The sequence below is a fragment of the Pseudomonas sp. PDM05 genome (genome assembly GCF_014851685.1).
GTDB lineage: Bacteria > Pseudomonadota > Gammaproteobacteria > Pseudomonadales > Pseudomonadaceae > Aquipseudomonas.
The window spans coordinates 69,507-93,308 of the sequence record NZ_JACVAC010000017.1; the positions used below are offsets into that span (position 1 = coordinate 69,507).

The window sequence follows — 23,802 nt, forward strand, 5'->3', positions numbered from 1 at the left end:
ACCCAGCGCGGGCAAGCCCGCTCACTACGGGCCCGGTCTTTCACCAGAGGAGTGTGTCGCCCAGGCTGATATGGTCGCAGTCACCATGCACGGTGAACCCTTCGCCGGTTCGGCGCAGTTTGCCGCGCTCCTGGGCCTGGGTGAAATCGTCGTCGCCCCGGGCAAACTGCCCCTGGCCGATGTAGTGGTAACCCGCCGCCGCCAGGCGTTCGAAGCTCAGTTGACGCATCGCACCGCTATGGGCCTGGGTGGGTTGCGCGCGATAGCGCCGAGGGGGATCGGCGTAGTCGAACACTTGCAGGCGGTCCGGTTCCAGGGCGATCAGGCTGGCCAGCTTGGCGTCGAAACTGGCCAGGGTCTGCCAGGCGGCGCCGTAGCCCAGGTCGACACTCACCGAGCGGAAATCAAAGGTGCGTGCCGCATCGATCAACGACTGGATCGGTGCCGGGTTGCGGTAGCACGCCTGGGCGGGCTCGGCCGCGGCACGGGCATCCGGCACGCTGATGCAGACGTGGTTGAAACCCAGCTCACGCAGCAACCCCACGCTCGCCCAATCGGTGTGCCGGGGGTCGAGGTCGATGGCGTAGTCGCCACGGTCTTGCTCGAAGAAATTGAAGCGCGCATGCAGGACGTGCATCAGGGCCTGTACCTCGGCAATCGCCGCCGCGCCGCGCCACTGGAAATGCTCCACGGGTTGCCGATGGTCAAGGTGACGGCCGACCCATTCGATCTCCCGGATCAGTCGGTGCCGGCAGTCGTCATTCGCCGGGCCGGGCGGCCAGTGCAAGGTCAACGCCAGCGGGCGCTGCCACTGGCGGCTGGTGCGTAGCGCACGCACCACATCGAGGGAAATCACGCTGCACATGAGGGGCTCCGGGTCCGTGGGCGGTGAGCCATTGTCCGGTGCGACAACACGACACCCGTTGATATGCATCAAGGGCTTTACCACGAGAGGTAAAACATGCCCTTGGCCAACAGCACAATCGCGACCATATGCCCGAACAGGCTCAGGTGAATAAAGCGCAGATACCGCGCACTGACACGCCCACGGCGCATGCGCAGCATCGTCAGCAAAAAGTGCAGCAGCACGCTGGTGGCGAGTATCAGTTTGAGGCTGAGCAAGGTGCCGAATGACGTCGCCAGTGGCGCGGCCAGCAGCGGCCGATAACGCAGCCAGACCATGCCGATACCGGCGCCGAACAGCACCAGCAACACCCACGGCATCAGCCTGCGGGCACGCTGGCCGACGCCTTGTTCGACCTGCACCATCACCCGCGCCGGCAAGTGCCGATGCAGGTGGGCCAGGATCAGCACTTCGAAAAACACCGTGCCGATAAAGATCAGCGCGGCGAACAGATGGGCCAGGAGAAACAACAGGTAGAGCATGGAGGCCTCGCAGGTCGCGCCGGGCCTCCAGTGTCGCGTGCTGGAGACGGGCGCACCTTGATGCCGGTCAAGCCGTTACATCAGCGGGATGCTGTAGCTGACGATCAGGCGCGTCTCGTCCTTGTCCGCCGTGTCGTTGCCGCGCAGCACCGCGCCGCGCCAGGTAAACCCCAGCCCCTTGAGGGTGCCGGTGGGGATCACGTAGTCAACGCGCAGGTCGCGCTCCCACTCACTGTTGTCGCGACTTTTGGTACGGATATGGCTGCCGTGGATATACGTCACGCTGGAGCGCAGGCCCGGCAAGCCAAGGCTGGCGAAGTCATAGGCATAGCTGCCGACCGTGGCTTGTTCCCCGGCATTCACAAATTTCAGCGACTGCGAATTGGTGATCAGGTAGAGCGAGCGGCCCTGCCCCTGGTTGATGTGGGGGAAGTCACTTTCGCCGGTGGTCTTCTGGTAGCCGAGGCTGAGCGAGTGCCCGCTCAAGGCATAGGTAAACAGCGCGCTCCACAGGCGGTTGTCGACCTTGCCGGTGTTGACGCCGGGCCCGTAGTAACCGGCGCTGACATAGCCCTCGTCACGCCCGGCCGCGCTGGCGTTCTTGCCGTCGGCGGTGCTGTAGAAGTAACGCAGGTCACTTTTGAATTGCCCCACCGGCAACTGCCAGTTGTGCACCAGGCCGAGGAAGTGCTGCTGGTAGAAGTTCTCCAGGTTGGCGTAGTAGTACTGCAATTGCAGTTGCTTGCTGACGGTGTAATCCACGCCGCCGTAGTAGAACTGGTTGCTGCTCTTGCCCTTGATCGGGTCGTTGGCGCCGGCAATCGACAGGCCCTGGCCGTTGCTGGAGTTACGGTCGACCACTTGCTCAAGCTTGCCGGCGATCAGGCTGACGTCCTTGAAGTCCTTGGAGTCCAATTGGTAACCCCGGAAGGTCTGGGGCAGCAGGCGGCCGTCTTCGGTGGTCAGTACCGGCAACTTGGGTTGCAGGTTGCCGACTTTCAGTTGGGTCTGGGCGATGCGCAACTTGCCGGTGACGCCGGTCTTGCTGAAGTCATGGGCGGCCTTGCCATCGTCCAGCGGGAAGACGCTGCCGGGGGTGTTGTCCTCACCGGCCTTGCCCGCGCGGCCGGAGGCATCCAGGCGCAGGCCGAGCATCTGCTGCAGATCCAGGCCGAAGCCGACGGTGCCCTCGGTGAAGCCGGACCTGTAGTTGAACATGAACGCCTGGCCCCACTCCTTGTCCGAGGCGCCCCGGGCGTTGCGGGTGTCCTGGTTGTAGTAGAAGTTGCGCAGATCGAGGCTGGCTTTGCTGTCGTCGATAAAACCCGACGCAGCAACTTGCTGCGCGGCGCCCAGGGAAACGGCGAGGGCCAGGCAAGTCTTGTGATTCATGAAGGCTCCGTAAAGTAAATGAGGCGATCCCGTCGCAGCCCAGCCCTGTTCTGTGTGCCGCGGGTGGTGCTGCATATAACGGGAGCGCGCACGGTATAGGCTCAGCCGCGTGGGAAAAAGCCATGAAAACCGTCATTCACTTTTACCAGTTGCGTAACAATCTCAAGGCACTGGCAGCCAGCGACTGAACTCGCCGCGGGCGTTCAAGGGGCACCAGGCGAAGTCCCATTCGGTGCCGGGCAACGCCTGGTGTTCGGCGCTGGCTGAGGGCGCATCCTTCCAATCGAACACCGTCGCGCCTTGCCAGGTCACGACCACACCCTGGGCCCCGCTGGTATCGGTATTGATCCAGCAGGCCGCCGCTGCGGCCATGAACGCCTCGATGGGTTCATCGTCGATTTGCGTGCGGTACGGCGAGGCCAGCAACCAGCGGCACACGTTCAGGTGGTAGGTCCAGTCCAGCGGGGGCCGGTGGCGGTAGGCCCAGGTCATGAAGCTGCGAAACAGGTTCAGGCCCTCGGGCGGGTCCAGTTTGAGCAGCGCCGGGCAGATGTCGAACAAGGTGTGCCAATGGGGCAGCAGGCGTGCATCGAGGTGCACGAAGCAACGGGAATTGCTCGGGTAGTCGGGCAGCGCCGGCTCCATGCGCAGGCGCCGGGACGCCTTGCTGACCAGGCGGCTGGCGCCGGCAGGCAATAGGTGATTCATGAAACGCACTCACAGTCGTGACGATAGAACGCTGCCTGATCACAGGCAGCCCAGGGCACACGTCAGAATGCGGGGGATGCGCGGGGGTTGGCCGAGGGCCAGGAGTCGCGTGGCGGCGCCTTGTTGCGCCGCTCATGGGCCGGGCGCGGGGTTTGCCCAAGGCCGAGCAGCCAGGCCAGACCGATCAGGAATACCAGCGCGACGGTCAACGCGTTGCAGACCGGGCAGGCAAAGTAGTTCGAGATGTTGCTGGAAGCCGTGCTTCCCAACCCTTTGTCGGAAATCGGCTGGCTGCCTTCGACCGAACAGAACTGCCCGCCGATGCCGTTGAGCTCCAGGCCCATCATCTGCCCATGGCCCAAACCGCACACGAACAGGTTCATCAGCACGCAGAAGTACAGGGTCCAGGCGATCAGCGAACGGTCGGAGGGGCGCAATTTCATGGCGGCGACTCTACCACCACAGGCGCACCGAGATGAAGCACGGTGCGCCCCTGTGGCAGAACGTCGCACATTACGCGGGCTGGCCGGGGTTGGTAGACTTGGCGCCCTCCTCCTTACTCCTTTTCAAAGCCTGATGTGTAGATCCAGAGCAATGCAGGCGATTCACAGGATGCGCAGTTGATGAGTACGTTATTCACCCGCCGCAAAGTGCTGACCGGCATGGGCCTGTTGGGCCTGGGCAGCCTGCTGGGCGGCTGTGACTACAGCCCCAAGCTGAACTTCAAGTACGGCAAGGACCTCAGTGACAAGATCATGGGCCGTACCTTCAAGCTCAAGAACACCGACGGCGAGACCGTCACCCTGAGTTCGTTCCGTGGCCTGATGCCGGTGGTGTTCTTCGGCTTCACCCAGTGCCCGGCCGTGTGCCCGACCACCCTGGCCCGCGCCGCCCAGGCCAAGAAGCTGATGGGCCGCGACGGTGAGATCATGCAAGTGGTGTTCATCACCCTCGACCCCGAACGCGACACCCCAGAGATCCTCGACAAGTACGTCAAGGCCTTCGACCCCAGCTTCGAAGCGCTCTACGGCACCCCGGAAGAAATCGCCGTGGCCGCCAAGGAATTCGGGATCTTTTATGAAAAGATCCCCGCCGGCGACACCTACACCCTGTCCCACACCGCCACCAGTTTTGTCTTCGACACCCGTGGCAACCTGCGCCTGGGCCTGCAGGCATCCCTTACCGCTAAAGAGTGCGCAGAAGACCTGCTCACCGTCATGGAGGTCTGCTAATGACTGCCGTTCAACACCTCAAGCGCCTGACATTGGGCCTCACCCTGCTGACCCTCGCGGCACACGCCAGTGCCCAGGTGCAAGTCACCGACGCCTGGGTGCGTGCCACCGTGCCGGGCCAGCCGTCGAGCGGCGCGTTCATGACCGTCACCGCCGACAGCGACAGCAAGCTGCTCAGCGTTGCCTCGCCGGTGGCCAAAGACGTGCAGATCCATGAGATGAGCATGAAGGACGACGTGATGCACATGGGCCCGGTGGACTCGCTGGCGCTGCCCGCCGGCAAGGCTGTCACCCTCGACCCCAATGGCTACCACGTGATGCTGATGGGCCTCACCGGCCAGATCAAGGAAGGCGACCACGTGCCGCTGACCCTGACCGTGGAGAACGCCAAGGGCGAAAAGCAGACCCTGGAGGTGCACGCCCCGGCGCGTGGCCTGGATGGGATGGACCACAGCAAGATGCACTAAGCGCTAGTCCACGATAAACAGCTTCGCGCCGCTGGCGGTGAAAGAGCGGTGCGCCTCCATGTCGTTGCCAACCTGGTAACTCATCCCGGCCGTCAGTGTGAATTGACGGCCGTCTTCCAACTCCGTGTGCAACTCGCCTTCCAGGCACAACAGTACATGGCCACGCCTGCACCAATGATCCGCCAGATAGCCGGGGGTGTAGTCCACCCTGCGCACGCGGGTCGTGCCGAAGTGGCAGGTGCGCCATACGGCGCTGCCGGATTCGCCTGGGTAGGTGACGGGGTCGAGGGTTGACCAGTCGGTGGTGCCAAAGGGTACGGCGGTGAGGTTCATGGGGAGGCTCGGTCGTCAGTTAACGTGGCGCAAGGCTAACGAGTGCAAGGCTCGGTCGATAGACACAGATCCTGGGCTTTAGGGGCATACAGAACCGCCTTCGCAGCCTCGCTAAAGCTCGACAGCTTGCTCCCCCAGCCGTTCGCTCAACACACCAGTCGCTTGGTCATCGGTATACACGCCAACACCAACCCCGACGGCGAATGGTAAACCGCCTGCTCATCCCCCACGTATCCGCGCGCCCGATAGAAACCCGCGGCATTCAACGTCGCATCCAGCACCAGCGTGTCAATCGCCAGTTGCCGAGCCAGGTTTTCCAGGTGATCGAGCATGGCCTTGGCATACCCACGCCCGGTGAATTCAGGCAGGACAAATAGCGCTCCCACTTCGTTGTTTTCCAGGTCAAGCATCCCGGTGACGACCGGTTCGCCCTGCACCCATCCCAGGTAAAACGCTTTGTCCATCAGCGCGTTGTAGCCGTCTGCGGCGCTGCCACGGGTCCAGGACATCATCTGCTCGCGCGTATACGCACCGATGCACTGGCTACGAATGGCCAACAGGCGAATGTCGAACGCCGCTTGGGCGTCTTCCGGGGTTGCGGGTTTTATTTGCAGCATTTCAGCCTCCATGGCTTAACAGTTGGACACACCCGCGCCTCTTGCGGATGGAACCCGGTGCTTGGCGTTCACCACAACGAGAAGCATCCCATTAGGACGTCAAATCGAGGGCTTTTACTATGCAAGGTGTTCAATCTTCTTATGCACCGCAGACGCTTCAGGGCGCGCCGGAAGCGTTAAATCGGCCCATCGGCGCCAACCTTCACAACACAGGTATCCAATTCACGGTGAAACTTGAGGACTACCGTCAAACGATGGACATTTTCAAGGATCTCGCCAGGTCAAAAAACATCGGGGTCAAGCAAGAATCTGACGTGTACGACTACAACGACTTCGGCGATGGCAATGCACTGCACAACACGATCAAGTTCAGCTTTAAACCCAACAACAATGATGGCACCTTCAGCCCAGCGTTGCAGATGAGGATCAGCGATTTTCAGCGGGAATTCCAGGAACAACTGAGTAAGGCCGGCGTCAGGAACTACGCGCCAGTGGAGTAAGCAACCCCTTCAAGGGCGCCGCAATGGAGCTGGGGGCGATAATTATCTAGAATGTCGCCTTCCGCTTTGTCCCCAGGAACCGCCATGCCCGCCCTCACCCTGCGCAATGCCCTGCCCGCCGACGCCGCCCGCTGCTTTGAAATCGAAATCGGCGCCTACGAAGGCGATGAAGCCGCGACCCTGGAAAAAATCGCCACGCGCATTGCGCTGTACCCACAAGGTTTTCTGATTTTGGAGGCCGCTGGCGAAGTAGTGGGTTTCATCAACTGCGGCTGCGCCGATGAAGTGGTGATGTCTGACGAGGCGTTCAAGGAACTGGTGGGGCATTCGGCCGAGGCGCCAAATGTGGTGATCATGTCGGTGGTGGTTGACCCGGCACACCAGGGCAAAGGGTACTCCACGACGTTGATGAACGCGTTTGTGCAACGCATGCGCGACATGGGCAAAAAGACCATTCACTTGATGTGCAAGGACCGCCATGTAGCGTTGTACACGCGCATGGGCTATCGCTATGTGCAGCCGTCCGCGTCGGACCATGGCGGGATGGCGTGGCATGAGATGGTCATGGAGCTCTAATTCAGCGCCAATCCCGGACACAGCAGCCGGTAACGCGATTCGATCCACGGAAGGAACCACCTCGTGCCCAACGCAACACCCTTGACCTTTCAACACGCGTTAAAAAAGAACCTCAAGCGGATACTGAATTTCTGGGCGCCCCTGAGCGTTATCTTCGCGGGACTGGGTACGCTGCTGGGGTTTTACACCCTGTCGACCTACGCATCGGCAATCGGCCGCCCGGACCTGCTGGCCGCAGCGCTGGAGGCCAAGTCAGCGCTGATCCCCTGGCTCGCCAGCGTAATGGGTATGCTGGGCGCGTACTTGCTGACACTGTTGGCGAGCACTGTCCTGTTCGGACTCACGGTGTCGTTTTTCAATGACTCCCCGTCCCTGCAGCACAAGTTGGTGGGTATTCTCTGCGTACCTGTGCTGTCAGGCATCGTTGCCATGCTCTGGTATAGCTTCGAAGGACCTGAACGGAACGCCCTATGGGAAGTGCTCTACGTTGCGCTTTGGCTTGTGCTCAGCCTGATTGCAATGCTGGCAACCACCACCTTCCGATTTGCCGTCGATGTCTGTGCAACCATGGCGAGCCCCGGCCACCCCAGGAGCTGGCGGCTGCGCGGCTTCTTTGTACTGATGGTGTCATTGCTGCTGTTCAGCACCGTGCTCTCTGCCGTATTTCCCGCCAGCCTGATTCTGAAAGCCTATACCGGGGAAGACACCCCCGAAGCGGTGAACCGCTTGATGTATATCTCGATGTTCGCCGCATGCGTCACGTTGATGCCTGTGGTGGTGTTCTACGTCAGCAAGGCCGACCTATTCAAGCGCCTGGCCCTGAGTCTGTTGGCCGTCGCTGTGGCGGGGGGGATGATTATTGCAATTTCGCCGGGAAGCCCGGCAGCGATCGTTTACGCTGCAGCCGGGGTGATGAACGTGCGTGCCCCCGTAGAAGCGCGCTTCTGGCTGACGAAAACCTACGCCAGGGAAGATTTCGAGAGCGCCGTCTGGGGCGACGTGCAGATATTGCGTGGCAAGCCTGTAGTGTCCGCGTTCCCGTTGTTTTCCTTCGGCGATGTGTTGTTGCTGTGCCCGACCAGCCGGGTCAAAACGACACTCAAGGATTGGCCGCAACAATCGGCCTACTGTGTGCTGACCCAAAGCAGCAACGCCATCCGGATGCCAAAGAACTCGGACACCATAAGCCCTCCCAAGCCGACCATAGACAACAAAACCAAAAAACCAGGCCCCTCGACATGACCCAACCCCTGATCGAAATTGGCGACCAGATTGATCTCCAGGCACAACAGATCATCGGAGATGGCCTTGCCGCCTTCAACAAACACGCCACTGGCTATCACGACCGACGGCCGCTGACGGTGCTGATCAAAGACCCACACACCGGGCAAACCCTCGGTGGCATCACTGGTCGCAGCGCGTTTGGCATGGCTTTTCTCGACCTGTTCCACCTGCCCGAGACCCTGCGCGGTTCGGGCCTGGGCAGCCGATTGTTGCAGGCCTTTGAAGATGAAGCGCGGCGCCGCGGTTGTCGCAGTGCCGTGCTGTACACCATCAGCTTCCAGGCGCCGGGGTTTTATGAGAAGCGCGGCTGGATGCGCTTTGGTGAAATCCCGTGCGAGCCCCAGGGCAGCAGCCGGGTGTTTCTGAGCAAGGCGTTGTAGCTGGGCGCTTCACCAACTCCCCGAAGCGCCCCCACCACCGCTCGAACCACCGCCACCCGACGAACTGCTGCTGGAGCTGGAGCTCGAACGACTGGAGCCCGAGCTTGAGCCACCGCTGGAGCCCGAGCCGCCGCCGGTCTTGCCAAAGATAAACAGCGCGGCAAACGAAGCAATCGGGAAAGCAAACAGCCAGTCGTTGCGCCCCAACTCCATCAGCAACCCCGCGGCCACGTACACCGCCACGGCCGCCAGCAACCGTGCGACGAAGCCTGCCCGGCTGCGCTTCCAGGCGTCTTTCATGATGACGAACAGGATCAGGTACAAGCCCAGCACCAGCAGACCCAGCAGGGGGAATGCCAGCCAGTGCAGGAAGTTCACATCGGTGTATTGATTCGCCGCGAGCAGGATCGTGATGTAGCCCAACAGGCCCAGCACGCAATAAAACACCGTGCGTGCCTGCCACAACGCGCCGAACGTGGCGCCGCCAATCAGCAAGGTCAGCGGCAGTATCAGCAGGTACACCGCCCACTCCCGGCCGCCAGCCAGCACCGCAAGCAGCAGCGTGATCGTCACTGCGGCCCCCAATGCCTTGCGCCAGCGCAGCTTGCCGGCTGCCAGCAGTACACCGCCACCGCCACCGAGCACAAATGCCAGCAACACCGCGATCGCTCCTGGCCCTACCGCGAGCCCCGCCACCGCCGGCAAGTCACCGCCATCCACCAACAGCACCAGATCGTCTACGCCTTGGGCGACACCTCCCGCGAAATCGCCCTGGCGAAACGCCGGGGTGATGTGTTCTTCGATGATGCGATGGCTCAGCAAGTCGGTGACGACGCCTTCAAGGCCGTAGCCCACTTCGATGCGCACCTTGCGATCATCCTTGGCCACCAGCAGCAGGATGCCGTCATTGATGTCCTTGCGCCCCAGCTTCCAGGCGCGGAACAGTTGGTTGGCGTAGTCCTCGATGCTCGCATCGCCGGTGGTGGGCACCAGCAACACCGCCACCTGCGCGCCTTTGCGTTGCTCCAGGGCAGCGAGCTGCGCCTTCAGACGGGCGGTGGTGCCAGCATCCAGGGTGTTGGTGAGGTCGATGACCCGCTGATCGAGGGCAATCCCAATCGGCGAAGTGTCAGCCTGGGCGGTGACAAACACACTGGCCAGCACCAGCACCCACAGACCCAAGACCGCTTGCCGCACGCACCGCATCATGTTTGTTACCTGAAGTTTCTTCCTGAAGGCCGCGACTTTACCTTATCGCGGCTATAACACGTGACCCCACTCGATTGACTATCTAAACTCCGCCCACACAGCAAAACGCCATAACCGAGAAGCCCATGAACCTTCGCCTCCGCAACAACGTCAGTGTGATGGGCAACGGCCGCTCGACCCTGGTGTTCTCCCACGGTTTTGGCTGCAACCAGGCCATGTGGCACTACTTGGCGCCGCCATTTACCGAACACTTTCGCGTGGTGATGTATGACCTGGTCGGCGCCGGCCTGTCGGACCTCAGCGCGTTCGACAAGCACAAGTACAGCGCGCTGGACGGTTATGCCCGCGACTTGAACGAGCTGATCGACGCCTTTGCCGTCGGCCCGGTGATTCTGGTGAGCCACTCGGTCAGCGCGATGATTGCCACCCTCGCCGACCGCCAGGCCCCCGGACGCATCGCCGCCCACGTGATGATTGGCCCGTCGCCGCGCTACATCGATGCCGATGGCTATGTCGGTGGTTTCAAGCGCAGCGACATCGATGACCTGCTCGACACCCTCGACAGCAACTACCTCGGCTGGTCCAGCGCCATGGCCCCAGTGATCATGGGCGCGCCTGAACAGCCCGCGTTGAGCGAGGCCTTGCGCGACAGTTTCTGCCGCACCGAACCGGAGATCGCCAAGCAATTTGCGCGGGTGACGTTTATGTCCGACAACCGCAAGGACATCGCCGGCCTGGCTACCCCGGTGTTGATTCTGCAATCGAGCGACGACCTGATCGCCCCCGTGGCCGTCGGCGAATACCTGCACGGCGTGTTGCTCAACAGCACCTATTGCCTGGTGGACAACGTCGGCCATTGCCCACACATGAGCGCGCCGCAGGCGTGTGCGGCAGCGATGGAGAGTTTCCTCGCACCCTGGACCGTCGCCCATGCCGACTAAGCTGTTCGACAACGCCGCCTGTGCCCTGGCCGCAACGGCGGAGGACGGCACGCTCCTGCACATCAACGCACGGTTCAGCGAATGGCTCGGGTTCAGCGCCGTGGAGTTGTGCGGGCGGCGTTTCCAGGACCTGCTGACCATGGGCGGGCGGATCTTCCACCAGACCCACCTGGCGCCGATGCTGCGCCTGCGCGGCAGTGTCACCGAAGTGAAGCTGGACATGCTGCACCGCGACGGGCACAAGGTCACCGTGCTGCTCAATGGCACCCGGCGTGAACAAGCCGACGGCGCGGTGTACGACCTGGCGCTGTTCGGCACCACCGACCGTGACAAGTACGAGCGCGAACTGCTCAACGCACGCAAGCTGGCCGAAGCACTGTTGCAGGAAAAAACCACGACGGAACTTGCCCTCAAGCAAGCCCAGGCCGAACTCGGCGAGGCATACGCCATCGCCCAGCGGCGCGCGCTGTTTGCCGAGCAGATGGTGGCGATCGTCAGCCATGACCTGAAAAACCCGCTCACGGCGATCCGCATGGCTTCGGATTTCCTCAGCCGTGGCGAACGCAGCGCCAAGGAGCGCCAGTTGCTGGGGCACATCGGCCAGTCCTCCGAACGCGCCCAGCGCATGATCGCCGACCTGCTGGACTTCACCCAGGCCCGGGTCGGCCACGGCATCAGCATCAAGGCCGCGCCGCTGGACCTGCACGCAGTGACCCGCCAGGCGGTGGATGAGCTGCGCGTCGCGTTCCCCAACGCCATCCTGGCGCACAATGCGCTAGGCAGTGGCGAAGCCAGCCTCGACGCCGACCGCGTGCAACAGATCATCGGTAACCTGGTGGCCAACAGCGTGGCCTACGGCGACCTGCAACGACCGATCAGCATCACCTCGCGGCTGGGGGCTGGGCAGTGTGAAGTGGCGGTACACAACCACGGCACCGTGATCCCCGCAACCCTGCTGGCCGGGCTGTTCGAGCCGATGACCCGCGGCACCGACCAGGGCAGCGACGTACGCAGCGTGGGCCTCGGGCTGTATATCGTGCGGGAATTGGCCAAAGTCCATGGGGGGGATGTGGCGGTCAGTTCTACGCAGGGCGATGGTACGACGTTCAATGTGTGTTTCGTGGGGGGAGGATGATGGGCCAGTCAGTCGAGACAACGGCCGCTGACTTCAGCCAACACTGAAAACAGTCCCCTGCATCACCGGCTCCACACTCCCCGTCAACACCACACCGCCCTCGCCCGCCCACTGTACGGTCACTGTGCCGCCGTCGCACTGCACCTGCACCGTGGCATCCAGCAAGCCACGACGGATGCCATTGACCACCGCCCCGCAACAGCACGAACCGGAGCCCAATGGCACACCGCCGCCGCGTTCCCAGATGCGCAGGCGGATGTGCCCACGGTCGAGCACTTGCACAAAATGCACATTGGTCTTGGCCGGAAACAGCGGGTGAGTTTCCAACGCAGCACCTGCGGCGGCCACATCGACGGCGGCAAGATCCGCCACAAAAAACGTGCAATGCGGGTTGCCCATGCTGCATGCCGCCGGCTCGCCCTCAAGGGGCAACCTCAACGTATCCAGGGCTTCGGCCAAGGGCACGGCGGCCCACTCCAGCGACGGCTCGCCCATGTTCACCGAGACTTGCCGCCCGGCCTGCCGCACACATGTCAGCAAACCGCGGTCGGTGCGCAACACGATGGAATCGCTGCCCGCCTCCAGCATCAAGCGATCTGCCACGCCACGGGTCGCGCTGCCGCAGGCCTGCAGCGGCGTGCCGTTGGGGTTCCAGAACTTGATCCGCGCCGCTGCATCATCGCAGTCGAGCACCACGGCGAGCTGGTTGAAACCGATACCGGTATGGCGGTTGCCCAGGCGGCGTGCGACTTGCGCGGTGATCGGGTCGTCCCGCCCACGGCGGTCAACGATGATGAAGTCATCGCCGTGGGCGTGCATTTTTACGAACTGCAAGGGCATGGGCGGTCCTTATTCGAGCCGAGAGATGAGTTGCAGGGGGTCAGAGCGTGGTGCCCATGGCCTTCATCAGCAACAGATCCCGCGCATAAATATCCGGCGCGTAGACCAAGCCACCCTGGCGGTCGACTTCCACCGTCCAGTACCCCAACAGCACCGGCACCGGCGTGGCCAGGCGGAATTCGTGGGTCACCCCAGTGGCCAGCAGTTCATCGGTGCGCGCACGTTCGGCCGGGCTCACCAGCAGGTCACGCAGCATCAGCGGCTGTTCGACGCGCACACACCCCGAGCTGAACGCCCGTGGGCCCTTGCTGAACAGCGGTTGGCTCGGCGTGTCGTGCAGGTACACCGAATACGGGTTGGGAAAGCGCATCACGATCTTGCCCAGCGGGTTGCGCGGGCCGGCTTCCTGGCGCAGCAGGATGTTGCCGGGGCGCGCCCAGTCGATCTGTTCGGGTGCCAGCGGACGACCTTCGGGGTCGAGCACTTGCAGGTTTTGCTGGCGCAGGTACTCGGGGTTGAGACGGATGGCCGGGAGTTTGTCCTCGCGCATGATGGTCGGCGGGATGGTCCACGTGGGGTTGAGAGTCAGCCGGGTGATGCGCGACTTGAGCAACGGCGTCTGGCGCTCGGCGCGGCCGACTTGCAGGCGGGTTTGCCACACCGGGATACCACTTTGGTACACGCTCAGTTGCGCGGCGGCGACGTTGACCAGCACGCCCTCGGGTTCCAGGTCCTGGGCCAGCCAGCGGAAGCGTTCGAGGTTGATGCGCAGCTGTTCGCGGCGAATTGCCGGGCTGATGTTCAGCTCGGCCACGGTGCCGGCCCCGATCACACCGTCAGCCTGCAGGGAGTGGCTGAGCTGGAAGGCCTTGACTGCCTTGACCAGTTCGTCGCGGTACAGCTTGCCGGCGGGCGCGGTGACCAGGTAGCCGCCACTGACCAGGCGCCGCGCCAATTCCGGCACGCGGGGGTCGTCCATGCCGGGACGCAATAAAGGACCGCTGGCGACCGCGTCCCAGTGCGGCAATGGTTGCTGACGCACAGTGGAATAGGCGTTGCGCAGGCTGCGGTACAAATCGGCGCTGGGCCGCGCCTGATCGAAGGCTTGGGCCATGTCGCGCAGGCCGGTGGCGGCAAAGGCCAGCACTTCGGTGTTCGGGTCGCGGGTTGGCGGCTGGGCATGCCATAGCGGTTCGTAGCGCGATTGTTGCAGGCGGCCGTAGTGCAAATCCTGCAAGGCTTGCAGGTAGTGGCGGCTGCCATCGATGTCGCTGCACAGCACATTGGCCGTGGCATCCGGCGTGGGTTGGCTATAGTGGGTGGGGTCCAGGCCGTCGTCGGCGAGCAGCAACAGCTGGGTGTGCAGCGCTTGGCGTTGTTCGGCGGACCACAACGGTACGTCGCCTTGCTGCTGGTAGAACGCTTGCAGGCGCGCCAGCGCGGCGGCGTCAATCTGCGGCGCGAGGCTGGGGCAAACACCGGGCAGTGCCGCCAGGGCTTGTTGAATCGGGCTGGGTGAAACAATTGGCACAGGTTCGGCGGCCAGCTCATCGGCTGTCGCGACCAGTGGTGCAACGAGCAAGCAAATGCTCAAGTAACATGCGTGTTTTTTGAACAATTGGCTTAACTCCAATCCACAGTGGGGGGATGTACTGTAGATGCTAACTTTTTTGTGCCGCCTGGGTTTGATCACCATGAGCCTGGCCGCGTTGGGCAATTATGCACTCGCCGCCAATGGCAACCCTCCTTCCTTGTATAGCAGCCTGGCGCGCTCGGCTCCAGAACTCAATCCCACTGTACTGAAAAGCGCCCTGAGCGCGATGCAATGTGCGGTCAACAATGGCGAGGAACGCTCCGAGCGCCTGGCCGTGATCGACTACTCCCAGCCCTCGACCGCACGTCGGCTATGGATCTTCGACCTGCGCAAAAAGACCCTGGTGCTGCGCGACCTGGTGGCCCATGGCGCCAAGTCCGGGGAAAACTTCGCCACCCAGTTCTCCAATCGCGAGGGCAGCCATCAATCCAGCCTGGGCCTGTTCCGCACTCAGGAAAGTTATCTGGGCACCCACGGCTACTCGTTGCGCATGGATGGCCTGGAACCGGGCTTCAATGACCAGGCCCGCGACCGTGCGTTGGTGATCCATGCGGCCGATTACGTCAGCCCCCTGTGGAGCAAGCGCGAAGGCCGTATCGGCCGCAGCCAGGGCTGCCCCGCCGTGCGCCCGCAGGTGGCACGCCAGGTGGTAGACAAACTCAAGGATGGGCAGTTCATGTTTTCCTGGTATCCGGACCAGCACTGGCTGAAGTCGTCGACCTACCTCAATTGCAAACCCCAACAGGTGGCGAGTAGTCGTACAATCCGTGGCGGATAGCCTGTCCCCATCGATAAAAGAGAGCATCGCATGCTGCTACATACGTCCACCTGGATCGAAGTCGGGCAGTTCCTGGAACGCAGCCGCACGGTGGTGATCCCCATCGGCTCCAACGAACAGCACGGCCCCACCGGCCTGCTGGGCACCGATTGGATGTGCCCGGAAATCATCGCCCATGAGGCGCAGAAAAATGCCGACATCCTGATCGGCCCGACTTTCAATATCGGCATGGCCCAGCATCACCTGGGTTTTCCCGGCACCATCTCGCTGCGCCCTTCCACCTTTATTGCTGCGATTGGCGATTGGGTGCGCTCGCTGGCCGGGCATGGTTTCGACAAGATCCTGTTCCTGAACGGCCACGGCGGCAACATCGCCACGATTGAGGCGGCGTTTTCCGAGCTGTACGCCGAAGCGAGCTTCGCCCGCCGCCCGGCCGGGTTTGCGCTGAAGCTGGTCAACTGGTGGGACCTGGAAGGCGTCAACGACCTGGCCCACAAGCAGTTTCCGGTCGGCCATGGCAGCCATGCCACGCCATCGGAGATTGCAGTGACGCAGTGGGCGTACCCGCAGTCGATCAAGGTCGCCGAGTACTCGCCGCAGATCGCCAACACCGGGCCGATCCGCGAAGCGCTGGACTTCCGCGCACGTTTCCCCGACGGACGCATGGGCTCGGACCCGGCGCTGGCGACAGTGGAGAAAGGTGGGGAGTTGGTGGCGTTGGCGGCGCTAGGTTTGGTCAAGACGGTCAACGCGTTCAGCAACGAAGCCAAGCCCTAGGCCACACAGGTCAAAAATGTGGAAGCGGGCTTGTGTGGAAGCGGGCTTGCTCGCGAAGACGGTGTGTCAGTCCAAATATTTGTTGACTGATACACCGCTATCGCGGGCAAGCCCGCTCCCACAGGGTTTGTGTGTGGGTTACTTGCACTCCTGCGCTACCAACTCCAACCGCGACGGCGTCAGCGTCGATGCCAACGGCTTGCGCTCATACAAGAACACCTTGGTTCCGTCCTGGGTCTTGTAGGCCTCCAGCACATCATCCGCCGCAATCTTGCTGGTCAACACCACCTTGGCGTGACGCGAGTTCTGCGTGACGGTCGAGGTGATGCCGTGTTTTTCAAGCTTTGGCAGCACACACTGGGCATAGCCTTCAGGGGTCTTGGCGGTGAGCAGGGTCAATGTCGGCGCATTCGGGGCAGACACACAACCGGCCAGCCACAGTGAAGCAAAGGCCAGGGCCGGGGCGAAAAAATAACGCATATAAATTCCTGAAAAAATAACAAAAAAGTTCACATCAACCGGCTTGGACCAACGCCTTGAGCGATGCATCAAACCGTTGCAAGGCCGCTTGCTGGACATCCCGCTGCCGTTCGATCTGCGCGGCAATTTCCGGCGCCGCCTTGTCATGCACCCACACCGACGGTACTTGCCGACGCACAGCACCTTCGGCCTTGGCGATGTATTGCAGGTTCGCGTTGTAGAACCGTGCGGTAAAACGTGCCTCGACCTGATCGTTCCGAGGGGTCAGCAGTTGATTGTGGGTATCGAGCATCACCACCACATCGGGGTGTGCCTGCACCAGGGCATCCAGGTTGTCGTAGACGGTGACCGACAAAAAGGTGCCTTGCAGCGAGTTTATCAACCAGTCGATAGCCAGTTCCGGGTCGGAACTGTTGACGAACGCCTGGCGGATACGCTCGTCGAGGGCATCCCTGGCGCCGTTCAAGGCCATGTCATGGTAGCGTTCAAGGTAACTGAGGTTGTCGCGGGTATTGTCGCTTAACAACACCCCTACCGACTGCGCATGTTGCAGGGAGTCTACGCTAGCGTCGATAGGTAGCAAATGGCTACTATCTAAATCATCGGCGATGGCCGCGTTGTTCATGGCCACCGAGCCCAGCATCACCAGCATCAAACCCAGCTGAATTATCGTCCTCATCGCGCGTTTCCTTGAACAGCGTTTCGATGGGGGCAATTTTGCGCTTTTCCTGAAAAAACAGAACTTGCGATCCGTGATGGTGACTATTATCTGAACCAATAGTGCCTAGATAAAAATAGATAAGGACCCCCCATGAAGCCCCACCAGAAAACGTTCGACCGTATCCGCGATGCCGTACTGCCAGAGTTTCGCGAGAGGATCGCCGACTACCTGGTCGACTATGAGACGGTACTGCAGGACGAAACGGCCGACGCCGAGCAACGTTGCGCCAGCGCCCAGCAATTGCGCGGCTACCTGCGTGGTTTGAACACCACACGGGTACTGGGCATGGCCGACTGGGAAGACCTGGACCGCCGCGTGGCCCAGGAATGGCTTTAAACCGCTAGAGCGCAGGCCGCTGCAGGTTGACCCAGGCTTGTACCGACGGCCGCTGCCATTGGCGTTGCGCATAGGCGACCAACTCGGCGGGCACGCTGTCGCCATTGAGAATCAGGCGATTGAGCATCACGGCCAGGTCCACATCGGCAATCGACCACGTGCCAAACAGAAAGTCCGGGTTACCCGCCAACAGCGCCTGTGCCGCACTGATCAACTTCTGCGCGGCAGCCTGGGCCGCAGGCGACAAGGGCGGCATCTTTTGCCCGTAGAACACCACCAGCGTCGAACGTTCCTGGCGGATGGGCAGCAAATCGCTGCGCAACCACGCCTGGACCTGCCGCGCCCTCGCCCGCTGCTTGGGGTCGGCGGGGTACACCACCGTCGCGGGGTACGCCTCGTCCAGGTACTCGGTGATTGCCGAGGATTCCGACAGGGCAAAGTCACCGTCCACCAGGGTTGGCACGCGTTGGGTCAGGGACAATTGGGTGAAATCCGCAGCCTGCTGTTGCGCCGAGTCCAAGTCCAGGGTCTGCGTATCAAACGCCAAGCCCTTCTCGCGCAGCGCGACAAATACCGACATCGCGTAGGGGCTGGTGAACTGGGCATCAACGTACAGGCGCAACGAGGGTGAGTTCATGACAGGGCTCCTTGGGTGAAAGCCCACGTTACGAGATGGCTGGCAAGAAAGACAATGGCAGCTTTTTATAGGGGCATTCCTGGCGGGAATGCTGGGACCTATCCGGCGAACCCGCCCTTGTCCAAAAAGGCCTGCTCGTGCTCAGTGCTGACGCGGGCCAACACCCTGTTGCGATGAGGAAACCGCCCGAAGCGCTGGATAATCTCGGCGTGCTCCTTGGCCCAGTGGTAGGTGTTGGCATCCAGCGTCTGGTTGAGGGCCAGGGAACGCTGCTGGTCCTCCGGGTCTTCAGAATGTTCGAACGGTAGGTAGCAGAACGCACGCAAGGCAGGCTCGATCAACTGGTCCAACCCGGCCTCGACCATGCGCCCGGCATACAAGCGCGCCAACGGGTCGGTGGCGAACATATGGGCAGTGCCGCGAAAGGCATTGCGCGGGTATTGGTCGAGCAGGATCAGCAGGGCCAGGGCGCCCTCTGCCGAGTCCAGCCAGCTTTCCAGCTCACGGCGTGCGGCTTGCAGGTGGGCGCTGTGGAAGGTGTCGCGCAAGCTGGCGTCGAAGGCCTCGTCCTTGGCGAACCAGCGCTTGGGGCCGGCGTGTTGCCAGAAGTCGATGACGGTTTTCGGGGTGGTCATGGTGAAGGCCTGCGAAAGCGGTTTGGCAGACCTTAGCAGAATCCAAGGCACGACGAAGCCCGCTCCCACAGGTTAGAAACCGACAGCGGGCAGATTAATGTTATAGAATAACACCCGCTTTCCACCCCTACCCTGCGACCCTTGCCCATGACCGACGCTGTCCCCCTGCGCCAACGCCTGCTTTCCATCGACGCCCTGCGCGGCCTGGTGATCCTGTTCATGCTGCTGGACCACGTGCGCGAAACCTTCCTGCTGCACCGTCAAGTCAGCGACCCGATGAGCATCGACAGCACCGAACCCAGCCTGTTTATCAGTCGCACCCTCGCCCACCTGTGTGCGCCGGTGTTTGTCTTGCTCACCGGCTTGTCAGCCTGGCTGTACGGCCAGAAATACCAGGGCCGCCGCGATGTGTCGGCGTTTCTGTTCAAGCGCGGGCTGTTTCTGGTGGTGCTGGAATTCACCCTGGTCAACTTCGCCTGGACCTTCCAGATGCCGCCAGCAGTGATCTACCTGCAAGTCATCTGGGCAATTGGCGTGAGCATGCTCGCCCTCGCCGCCTTGGTGTGGCTGCCGCGGCCGCTGTTGATCGCCGTGGCGATCGGGATTATCGCCGGGCACAACCTGCTGGACGGCCTGCACTTCGGGCCGGGCTCAATGCTGCAGAACGGTTGGGCGATCCTGCATGAGCGCAGTTGGATCGAGGTAGGCGACAACCTGCGCCTGCGCATCACCTACCCGGTGCTGCCGTGGATCGGCGTGATTGCCTTGGGCTACGGCCTCGGCCCGTGGTTCGCCAACGGCTCACCGCCACTGCTGCGTCAGCGCTATTTGGCGCTGGCGGGCGTGGCTGGGCTGGTCGGCTTTGTGCTGTTGCGTGCGCTCAATGGTTACGGGGAGAAACCTTGGCAGCACTATGAAAGCAGCGTGCAGACGCTGATGAGCTTTTTCAACGTAACCAAGTATCCGCCTTCGCTGTTGTTCCTGGCGCTGACCTTGGGCATCGGTCTGCTGCTGTTGCTGGCGTTTGAACGGGCCGGGCACGCACGTTGGATTGGCCTACTGGCCACGTTTGGCGCGGCGCCGATGTTCTTTTATCTGCTGCATTTGTATGTGCTGAAAGTGCTCTACGTCTGTTGTATCGCGCTGTTTGGCCTTAACCAGGGCAACTACTTTGGGTTCGATGGCATGGGCGCGGTGTGGCTGGTGGCGTTGCTGTTGCCGATTGCGCTGTATCCGCCAGTGCGTTGGTTCGCAGCACTGAAAGCGCGGCGCCGCGACCTGGCCTGGCTCAAATACCTCTGACTCTACACAGGCCAAAAATGTGGGAGCGGGCTTGCTCGCGAATGCAGTGTGTCAGGCAACGGATTCATTGGCTGATCCACCGCATTCGCGAGCAAGCCCGCTCCCACATTTTGACCGTGTACGACTCAGGAATCAGGCCAATTCGGCGCGCAGTTGACGGGCTGCCGTGACCATGTGAATCAACGCCGCCTCAGTCTCCGGCCAGCCACGGGTTTTCAAGCCGCAATCCGGGTTCACCCACAAACGCTCGGCCGGAATCCGCTTGGCCGCCTTGCGCAACAAATTGGCCATCTCCGACGCATCCGGCACCCGCGGCGAGTGGATGTCGTACACGCCCGGACCGATTTCGTTCGGGTAAGCGAAGGCTTCAAACGCCTCCAGCAACTCCATGTCCGAGCGCGACGTTTCGATGGTAATCACATCGGCATCCATCGCCGCAATGCTCTCGATCACATCGTTGAACTCGCTGTAGCACATGTGGGTGTGGATCTGGGTTTCGTCGCGCACACCCGAGGCGCACAGGCGGAATACTTCGGTGGCCCAGTCCAGGTAGTGCTGCCACTGCGCCTGGCGCAACGGCAAACCTTCACGGAACGCCGCTTCGTCGATCTGCACGATCTTGATGCCGGCCGCCTCCAGGTCCACCACTTCGTCACGAATCGCCAGGGCCAATTGCCGTGCCTGCACTTCGCGGCTCACGTCTTCGCGGGGGAATGACCACATCAGCATGGTCACCGGGCCGGTCAGCATGCCCTTCATCACTTTGTGGGTGAGACCTTGGGCGTAGCGGATCCACTCCACGGTCATGGCTTTCGGGCGGCTCAGATCACCAAAAATCACCGCCGGTTTCACGCAACGTGAACCGTAGCTCTGCACCCAACCGAAACGGGTGAACACATAGCCGTCGAGTTGCTCGGCGAAGTACTCGACCATGTCATTACGTTCGGCTTCACCATGCACCAGCACGTCCAGGCCGAGGTTTTCCTGCACTTCCACGGCGTGCTTGATCTCGCTGTGCATGGCTTCGACGTATTCGGCTTCGCTCAACTTGCCGGCCTTGTACGACTGGCGCGCCAGGCGGATCGACGCGGTCTGCGGGAACGAACCGATGGTAGTGGTCGGGAACAGCGGCAGGTTGAGGCCCGCGCGCTGCTGCTCGATACGCTGGGCAAACGGCGACTGGCGCTGGCTGTCCCTGGCAGTGATCGCCGCAACCCGCGCTTGCACCGCAGGCTTGTGGATACGCGGCGACGCGGCGCGGGCGGCTTGCACGGCACGGCTTTGTGCCAAGGCCGCGACAACATTCGCTGCCTCGGGTTGATTGACCGCCTGGGCCAGCACCGCCACTTCGGCGCATTTCTGTACGGCGAATGCCAGCCAGCTTTTCAGCTCCCCATCCAGCTGGTCTTCACGCCCCAGGTCCACCGGGCTGTGCAGCAGCGAGCAGGATGGCGCCACCCACAGGCGGTCACCCAACTTGTCATGGGCGTGCCGCAGCGTCGCCAGGGCTTTTTCCAGGTCGCAGCGCCACACGTTACGGCCGTTGACCACGCCCAGGGACAGCACTTTGTAAGCCGGCAGGCGGTCGAGAATGGTCGGGTACTGCTCCGGCGCCCGCACCAGGTCGATATGCAAACCATCCACCGGCAGGTTGGCGGCCAGGCCGAGGTTCTCTTCCAGCCCACCAAAATAGGTGGCCACCAGCTTTTTCAGCGGGTCGCGCTGGATCAGGTTATAGGCACGCTCAAACGCGTTTTTCCAGTCCTGCGGCAGGTCCAGCACCAGGATCGGTTCGTCGATCTGTACCCACTCAACCCCCAATTCGGCGAGGCGCTGGAAGATCTGGCCGTACAGCGGCAGCAGGCGATCGAGCAGGTCGAGCTTGGCGAAGTCGCCGCCCTTGGCCTTGCCCAGCCACAGGTAAGTCAGCGGGCCGATGATGACTGGCTTGACGTTGTGGCCCAGCTCGCGGGCTTCCTGCACCTCTTCGAACAGTTGATCCCAGCCCAGGTGGAATTGCTGGTCAGCGCTGAACTCAGGCACCAGGTAGTGGTAGTTGGTGTCGAACCACTTGGTCATCTCCTGGGCGTGGGCGCCGCCACAGCAGCTGTCGCTGACGCCACGGGCCATGCCGAACAGGGTATGCAAGGTGGCTTTGCCATCGACTGGGCGGAAGCGCTCGGGGATCACGCCAAACATCAGCGAGTGGGTCAGCACCTGGTCATACCAGGCGAAATCCCCGGCGGGCAGCAATTCGATACCGGCCTGTTTTTGCAGGTCCCAGTGGGTCTTGCGCAGGTCACGGCCCACGGCGCGCAAGCCAGCTTCATCGAGCTCACCCTTCCAGAACGCTTCCTGCGCTTTTTTCAGTTCACGATCGCGTCCAATGCGCGGAAATCCCAGGGAATGAGCGACTGCCATGACTAACAACTCCAATGTCGATATTTATGGCAGTCATTGTCGACAGTCAGCGATAGTGAGACAAACTCATATTATTCTAGATGATCACAAGATCTACTCATGTTGAGATCAGGTGTACATAGAACGCGTGGAACATGAAATACGCACACACCGCCAGTGCCACGCCCATGCAGCGATTGAACACGGTGAACGCCGACGAGCCATTGATCCGCCGTCCGAGCACTGCACCCAGCAGTGAATAAACCCATGGCGCGCCGAACGCACCAACCGCCAGCACCGCCGACACCAGCGCGATGGACACCCCGGTGATGTGCGCCGCCGGCAGCATCACACTGGTGATCGGCAACACCGCCATGATGCCCTTGGGGTTGAGCAACTGGATCACCAGGCCATTCCAGAACGTGAGGGTTTTGACGGGTGCGGTTGCCGTCGTTTCATCCACGACCGTGCGCGCAGTGAATACCTGATAGGCGAGATACAACGTGTACGCCCCGCCAATCAACGAGATGTACGGCAACGCGGCCTGGGAAATGATCGCCTCGCCGGTGTAGCCAAACAGCACAAACAACAGCAGCATCGCGCATCCCACACCGATGAAAAACCCGGTGGAACGGCGAAACTGCCCGGTGAGCCCGGCGTTGAGGCCCATGAAATTCACGGGGCCGGGGCTGTACATGACGCTGAAGGCGTAGAGGAAGATGTCCATGGAAAACCTGCAGTAGAAGAAGTCTGGCGAGTCTACTGAGGCGTGTTCGGGGAATTCTTGAACGTTTGTGGTGCGCCCTGCGAAGGCGGCGGATCAGGCAACACCTCTGCCTGCCGTGCCGCCGCTTTCGCAGCCTCGCCAAGGCTCGACAGCTCCCACAGGGAATAGGGTTTGCAGGCTGTGTCAGGTGTACACAGTTAAAAAATGTGGGAGCTGGCTTGCCTGCGAAGGCGGCGGATCAGGCAACATCTCTGCCTGCCGTGCCGCCGCATTCGCAGCCTCGCCAAGGCTCGACAGCTCCCACAGGGAATAGGGTTTGCAGGCTGTGTCAGGTGTACACAGTTAAAAAATGTGGGAGCTGGCTTGCCTGCGAAGGCGGCGGATCAGGCAACACCTCTGCCTGCCGTGCCGCCGC

Annotated in this window: 28 protein-coding genes; 12 read left to right on the forward strand and 16 right to left on the reverse strand. The window is 62.0% G+C overall.

Annotated features, from left to right (window positions below; all coding sequences use genetic code 11):
* Positions 1–40 precede the first annotated feature (40 nt).
* The 5 genes from IB241_RS24595 to IB241_RS24615 all read right to left on the reverse strand — a co-directional run bounded on the left by IB241_RS24595 (position 41) and on the right by IB241_RS24615 (position 3,929).
* On the reverse strand, positions 41–865 hold the full coding sequence (locus tag IB241_RS24595) for a hypothetical protein (RefSeq protein ID WP_225595703.1): 825 nt from the start codon (positions 863–865) through the stop codon (positions 41–43).
* A 77-nt stretch (positions 866–942) separates the two neighbouring features.
* Positions 943–1,386 carry a CopD family copper resistance protein gene (locus IB241_RS24600; RefSeq protein WP_192300773.1) on the reverse strand — a complete coding sequence of 148 codons (444 nt, stop codon included), beginning with the start codon at positions 1,384–1,386 and terminating at the stop codon, positions 943–945.
* A gap of 75 nt (positions 1,387–1,461) precedes the next feature.
* Positions 1,462–2,778, reverse strand: coding sequence for an OprD family porin (locus IB241_RS24605; protein ID WP_192300774.1), 1,317 nt, complete (start codon positions 2,776–2,778; stop codon positions 1,462–1,464).
* A gap of 162 nt (positions 2,779–2,940) precedes the next feature.
* Positions 2,941–3,486, reverse strand: a complete 546-nt coding sequence (locus IB241_RS24610; RefSeq protein ID WP_192300775.1) for a putative natural product biosynthesis protein — start codon at positions 3,484–3,486, stop codon at positions 2,941–2,943.
* A gap of 62 nt (positions 3,487–3,548) precedes the next feature.
* Positions 3,549–3,929, reverse strand: coding sequence for a DUF2946 domain-containing protein (locus IB241_RS24615; protein WP_192300776.1), 381 nt, complete (start codon positions 3,927–3,929; stop codon positions 3,549–3,551).
* Positions 3,930–4,109: 180 nt separating this feature from the next.
* Here IB241_RS24615 and IB241_RS24620 point away from each other — a divergent pair, with 180 nt between their 5' ends.
* Both IB241_RS24620 and IB241_RS24625 read left to right on the forward strand, forming a co-directional pair.
* Entirely contained in the window at positions 4,110–4,718 is a 609-nt protein-coding gene (locus IB241_RS24620) for an SCO family protein (protein ID WP_016976099.1), read from the forward strand.
* On the forward strand, positions 4,718–5,185 hold the full coding sequence (locus IB241_RS24625; protein ID WP_192300777.1) for a copper chaperone PCu(A)C: 468 nt from the start codon (positions 4,718–4,720) through the stop codon (positions 5,183–5,185). The genes IB241_RS24620 and IB241_RS24625 overlap by 1 nt, the downstream gene beginning before the upstream one ends.
* 3 nt (positions 5,186–5,188) lie before the next feature.
* Here the strand turns inward: IB241_RS24625 and IB241_RS24630 are convergent, their stop codons facing one another.
* A complete protein-coding gene (locus IB241_RS24630; RefSeq protein ID WP_192300778.1) occupies positions 5,189–5,518 on the reverse strand; it encodes a DHCW motif cupin fold protein in 330 nt (109 codons plus the stop codon).
* 146 nt (positions 5,519–5,664) lie between these two features.
* Positions 5,665–6,135 (reverse strand): GNAT family N-acetyltransferase, encoded by a 471-nt coding sequence (locus IB241_RS24635; protein ID WP_192300779.1) that lies wholly within the window; start codon positions 6,133–6,135, stop codon positions 5,665–5,667.
* Positions 6,136–6,254: 119 nt separating this feature from the next.
* On the opposite strand from IB241_RS24635, the gene IB241_RS24640 reads away from it, so the two are divergent.
* The 4 genes from IB241_RS24640 (at position 6,255) to IB241_RS24655 (ending at position 8,875) form a co-directional block, all read left to right on the forward strand.
* Positions 6,255–6,635, forward strand: a complete 381-nt coding sequence (locus tag IB241_RS24640; protein WP_192300780.1) for a hypothetical protein — start codon at positions 6,255–6,257, stop codon at positions 6,633–6,635.
* Between the two features lie 84 nt (positions 6,636–6,719).
* Positions 6,720–7,211 carry a GNAT family N-acetyltransferase gene (locus tag IB241_RS24645; RefSeq protein WP_192300781.1) on the forward strand — a complete coding sequence of 164 codons (492 nt, stop codon included), beginning with the start codon at positions 6,720–6,722 and terminating at the stop codon, positions 7,209–7,211.
* A gap of 63 nt (positions 7,212–7,274) precedes the next feature.
* Positions 7,275–8,453 (forward strand): hypothetical protein, encoded by a 1,179-nt coding sequence (locus tag IB241_RS24650; protein WP_192300782.1) that lies wholly within the window; start codon positions 7,275–7,277, stop codon positions 8,451–8,453.
* On the forward strand, positions 8,450–8,875 hold the full coding sequence (locus IB241_RS24655; RefSeq protein WP_192300783.1) for a GNAT family N-acetyltransferase: 426 nt from the start codon (positions 8,450–8,452) through the stop codon (positions 8,873–8,875). The genes IB241_RS24650 and IB241_RS24655 overlap by 4 nt, the downstream gene beginning before the upstream one ends.
* Before the next feature lie 9 nt (positions 8,876–8,884).
* Here IB241_RS24655 and IB241_RS24660 read toward each other — a convergent pair whose 3' ends face one another.
* Entirely contained in the window at positions 8,885–10,084 is a 1,200-nt protein-coding gene (locus IB241_RS24660; RefSeq protein ID WP_192300784.1) for a TPM domain-containing protein, read from the reverse strand.
* A 125-nt stretch (positions 10,085–10,209) separates the two neighbouring features.
* Here IB241_RS24660 and IB241_RS24665 point away from each other — a divergent pair, with 125 nt between their 5' ends.
* Together IB241_RS24665 and IB241_RS24670 are read left to right on the forward strand one after the other, a co-directional pair.
* Complete coding sequence (locus tag IB241_RS24665; protein ID WP_192300785.1) at positions 10,210–11,025, forward strand: alpha/beta fold hydrolase; 816 nt, start codon at positions 10,210–10,212, stop codon at positions 11,023–11,025.
* Positions 11,015–12,160, forward strand: a complete 1,146-nt coding sequence (locus IB241_RS24670) for a PAS domain-containing sensor histidine kinase (RefSeq protein ID WP_192300786.1) — start codon at positions 11,015–11,017, stop codon at positions 12,158–12,160. The genes IB241_RS24665 and IB241_RS24670 overlap by 11 nt, the downstream gene beginning before the upstream one ends.
* Positions 12,161–12,193: 33 nt before the next feature.
* Here IB241_RS24670 and dapF read toward each other — a convergent pair whose 3' ends face one another.
* Positions 12,194–13,000 (reverse strand): diaminopimelate epimerase, encoded by an 807-nt coding sequence (dapF, locus tag IB241_RS24675; RefSeq protein WP_192300787.1) that lies wholly within the window; start codon positions 12,998–13,000, stop codon positions 12,194–12,196.
* 40 nt (positions 13,001–13,040) lie between these two features.
* Positions 13,041–14,618, reverse strand: coding sequence for a L,D-transpeptidase family protein (locus tag IB241_RS24680; protein WP_192300788.1), 1,578 nt, complete (start codon positions 14,616–14,618; stop codon positions 13,041–13,043).
* Between the two features lie 40 nt (positions 14,619–14,658).
* On the opposite strand from IB241_RS24680, the gene IB241_RS24685 reads away from it, so the two are divergent.
* Both IB241_RS24685 and IB241_RS24690 read left to right on the forward strand, forming a co-directional pair.
* Entirely contained in the window at positions 14,659–15,372 is a 714-nt protein-coding gene (locus IB241_RS24685) for a murein L,D-transpeptidase catalytic domain family protein (protein ID WP_192300789.1), read from the forward strand.
* Between the two features lie 30 nt (positions 15,373–15,402).
* Positions 15,403–16,149, forward strand: coding sequence for a creatininase family protein (locus IB241_RS24690; protein ID WP_192300790.1), 747 nt, complete (start codon positions 15,403–15,405; stop codon positions 16,147–16,149).
* A 138-nt stretch (positions 16,150–16,287) separates the two neighbouring features.
* Here IB241_RS24690 and IB241_RS24695 read toward each other — a convergent pair whose 3' ends face one another.
* Both IB241_RS24695 and IB241_RS24700 read right to left on the reverse strand, forming a co-directional pair.
* Entirely contained in the window at positions 16,288–16,629 is a 342-nt protein-coding gene (locus tag IB241_RS24695; protein ID WP_192300791.1) for a hypothetical protein, read from the reverse strand.
* Positions 16,630–16,663: 34 nt separating this feature from the next.
* A complete protein-coding gene (locus IB241_RS24700) occupies positions 16,664–17,308 on the reverse strand; it encodes an ATPase (protein ID WP_192300792.1) in 645 nt (214 codons plus the stop codon).
* Between the two features lie 132 nt (positions 17,309–17,440).
* Between IB241_RS24700 and IB241_RS24705 the strand changes: the two genes are divergently transcribed.
* A complete protein-coding gene (locus IB241_RS24705) occupies positions 17,441–17,686 on the forward strand; it encodes a hypothetical protein (protein ID WP_192300793.1) in 246 nt (81 codons plus the stop codon).
* Between the two features lie 4 nt (positions 17,687–17,690).
* Here IB241_RS24705 and yfcF read toward each other — a convergent pair whose 3' ends face one another.
* Both yfcF and IB241_RS24715 read right to left on the reverse strand, forming a co-directional pair.
* Positions 17,691–18,323 carry a glutathione transferase gene (gene yfcF, locus IB241_RS24710; RefSeq protein ID WP_192300794.1) on the reverse strand — a complete coding sequence of 211 codons (633 nt, stop codon included), beginning with the start codon at positions 18,321–18,323 and terminating at the stop codon, positions 17,691–17,693.
* Positions 18,324–18,421: 98 nt separating this feature from the next.
* Positions 18,422–18,958 (reverse strand): DUF924 family protein, encoded by a 537-nt coding sequence (locus tag IB241_RS24715; RefSeq protein WP_192300795.1) that lies wholly within the window; start codon positions 18,956–18,958, stop codon positions 18,422–18,424.
* Positions 18,959–19,105: 147 nt separating this feature from the next.
* Between IB241_RS24715 and IB241_RS24720 the strand changes: the two genes are divergently transcribed.
* A complete protein-coding gene (locus tag IB241_RS24720; RefSeq protein WP_192300796.1) occupies positions 19,106–20,260 on the forward strand; it encodes a DUF1624 domain-containing protein in 1,155 nt (384 codons plus the stop codon).
* Between the two features lie 132 nt (positions 20,261–20,392).
* Here IB241_RS24720 and metE read toward each other — a convergent pair whose 3' ends face one another.
* Entirely contained in the window at positions 20,393–22,681 is a 2,289-nt protein-coding gene (gene metE / locus IB241_RS24725; RefSeq protein WP_192300797.1) for a 5-methyltetrahydropteroyltriglutamate--homocysteine S-methyltransferase, read from the reverse strand.
* Between the two features lie 97 nt (positions 22,682–22,778).
* Positions 22,779–23,387: a LysE family translocator gene (locus IB241_RS24730; protein ID WP_192300798.1), complete on the reverse strand. Its 609-nt coding sequence runs from the start codon at positions 23,385–23,387 to the stop codon at positions 22,779–22,781.
* Between the last annotated feature and the right edge of the window lie 415 nt (positions 23,388–23,802).

Bases quoted from the DNA above. Each gene is read 5' to 3' on its own strand.
- IB241_RS24595 (WP_225595703.1), bottom strand. From the start codon at position 865: ATGTGCAGCGTGATTTCCCTCGATGTGGTGCGTGCGCTACGCACCAGC.
- IB241_RS24600 (WP_192300773.1), bottom strand. From the start codon at position 1,386: ATGCTCTACCTGTTGTTTCTCCTGGCCCATCTGTTCGCCGCGCTGATC.
- IB241_RS24605 (WP_192300774.1), bottom strand. From the start codon at position 2,778: ATGAATCACAAGACTTGCCTGGCCCTCGCCGTTTCCCTGGGCGCCGCG.
- IB241_RS24610 (WP_192300775.1), bottom strand. From the start codon at position 3,486: ATGAATCACCTATTGCCTGCCGGCGCCAGCCGCCTGGTCAGCAAGGCG.
- IB241_RS24615 (WP_192300776.1), bottom strand. From the start codon at position 3,929: ATGAAATTGCGCCCCTCCGACCGTTCGCTGATCGCCTGGACCCTGTAC.
- IB241_RS24620 (WP_016976099.1), top strand. From the start codon at position 4,110: ATGAGTACGTTATTCACCCGCCGCAAAGTGCTGACCGGCATGGGCCTG.
- IB241_RS24625 (WP_192300777.1), top strand. From the start codon at position 4,718: ATGACTGCCGTTCAACACCTCAAGCGCCTGACATTGGGCCTCACCCTG.
- IB241_RS24630 (WP_192300778.1), bottom strand. From the start codon at position 5,518: ATGAACCTCACCGCCGTACCCTTTGGCACCACCGACTGGTCAACCCTC.
- IB241_RS24635 (WP_192300779.1), bottom strand. From the start codon at position 6,135: ATGCTGCAAATAAAACCCGCAACCCCGGAAGACGCCCAAGCGGCGTTC.
- IB241_RS24640 (WP_192300780.1), top strand. From the start codon at position 6,255: ATGCAAGGTGTTCAATCTTCTTATGCACCGCAGACGCTTCAGGGCGCG.
- IB241_RS24645 (WP_192300781.1), top strand. From the start codon at position 6,720: ATGCCCGCCCTCACCCTGCGCAATGCCCTGCCCGCCGACGCCGCCCGC.
- IB241_RS24655 (WP_192300783.1), top strand. From the start codon at position 8,450: ATGACCCAACCCCTGATCGAAATTGGCGACCAGATTGATCTCCAGGCA.
- IB241_RS24660 (WP_192300784.1), bottom strand. From the start codon at position 10,084: ATGATGCGGTGCGTGCGGCAAGCGGTCTTGGGTCTGTGGGTGCTGGTG.
- IB241_RS24665 (WP_192300785.1), top strand. From the start codon at position 10,210: ATGAACCTTCGCCTCCGCAACAACGTCAGTGTGATGGGCAACGGCCGC.
- IB241_RS24670 (WP_192300786.1), top strand. From the start codon at position 11,015: ATGCCGACTAAGCTGTTCGACAACGCCGCCTGTGCCCTGGCCGCAACG.
- dapF (WP_192300787.1), bottom strand. From the start codon at position 13,000: ATGCCCTTGCAGTTCGTAAAAATGCACGCCCACGGCGATGACTTCATC.
- IB241_RS24685 (WP_192300789.1), top strand. From the start codon at position 14,659: ATGCTAACTTTTTTGTGCCGCCTGGGTTTGATCACCATGAGCCTGGCC.
- IB241_RS24690 (WP_192300790.1), top strand. From the start codon at position 15,403: ATGCTGCTACATACGTCCACCTGGATCGAAGTCGGGCAGTTCCTGGAA.
- IB241_RS24695 (WP_192300791.1), bottom strand. From the start codon at position 16,629: ATGCGTTATTTTTTCGCCCCGGCCCTGGCCTTTGCTTCACTGTGGCTG.
- IB241_RS24700 (WP_192300792.1), bottom strand. From the start codon at position 17,308: ATGAGGACGATAATTCAGCTGGGTTTGATGCTGGTGATGCTGGGCTCG.
- IB241_RS24705 (WP_192300793.1), top strand. From the start codon at position 17,441: ATGAAGCCCCACCAGAAAACGTTCGACCGTATCCGCGATGCCGTACTG.
- yfcF (WP_192300794.1), bottom strand. From the start codon at position 18,323: ATGAACTCACCCTCGTTGCGCCTGTACGTTGATGCCCAGTTCACCAGC.
- IB241_RS24715 (WP_192300795.1), bottom strand. From the start codon at position 18,958: ATGACCACCCCGAAAACCGTCATCGACTTCTGGCAACACGCCGGCCCC.
- IB241_RS24720 (WP_192300796.1), top strand. From the start codon at position 19,106: ATGACCGACGCTGTCCCCCTGCGCCAACGCCTGCTTTCCATCGACGCC.
- metE (WP_192300797.1), bottom strand. From the start codon at position 22,681: ATGGCAGTCGCTCATTCCCTGGGATTTCCGCGCATTGGACGCGATCGT.
- IB241_RS24730 (WP_192300798.1), bottom strand. From the start codon at position 23,387: ATGGACATCTTCCTCTACGCCTTCAGCGTCATGTACAGCCCCGGCCCC.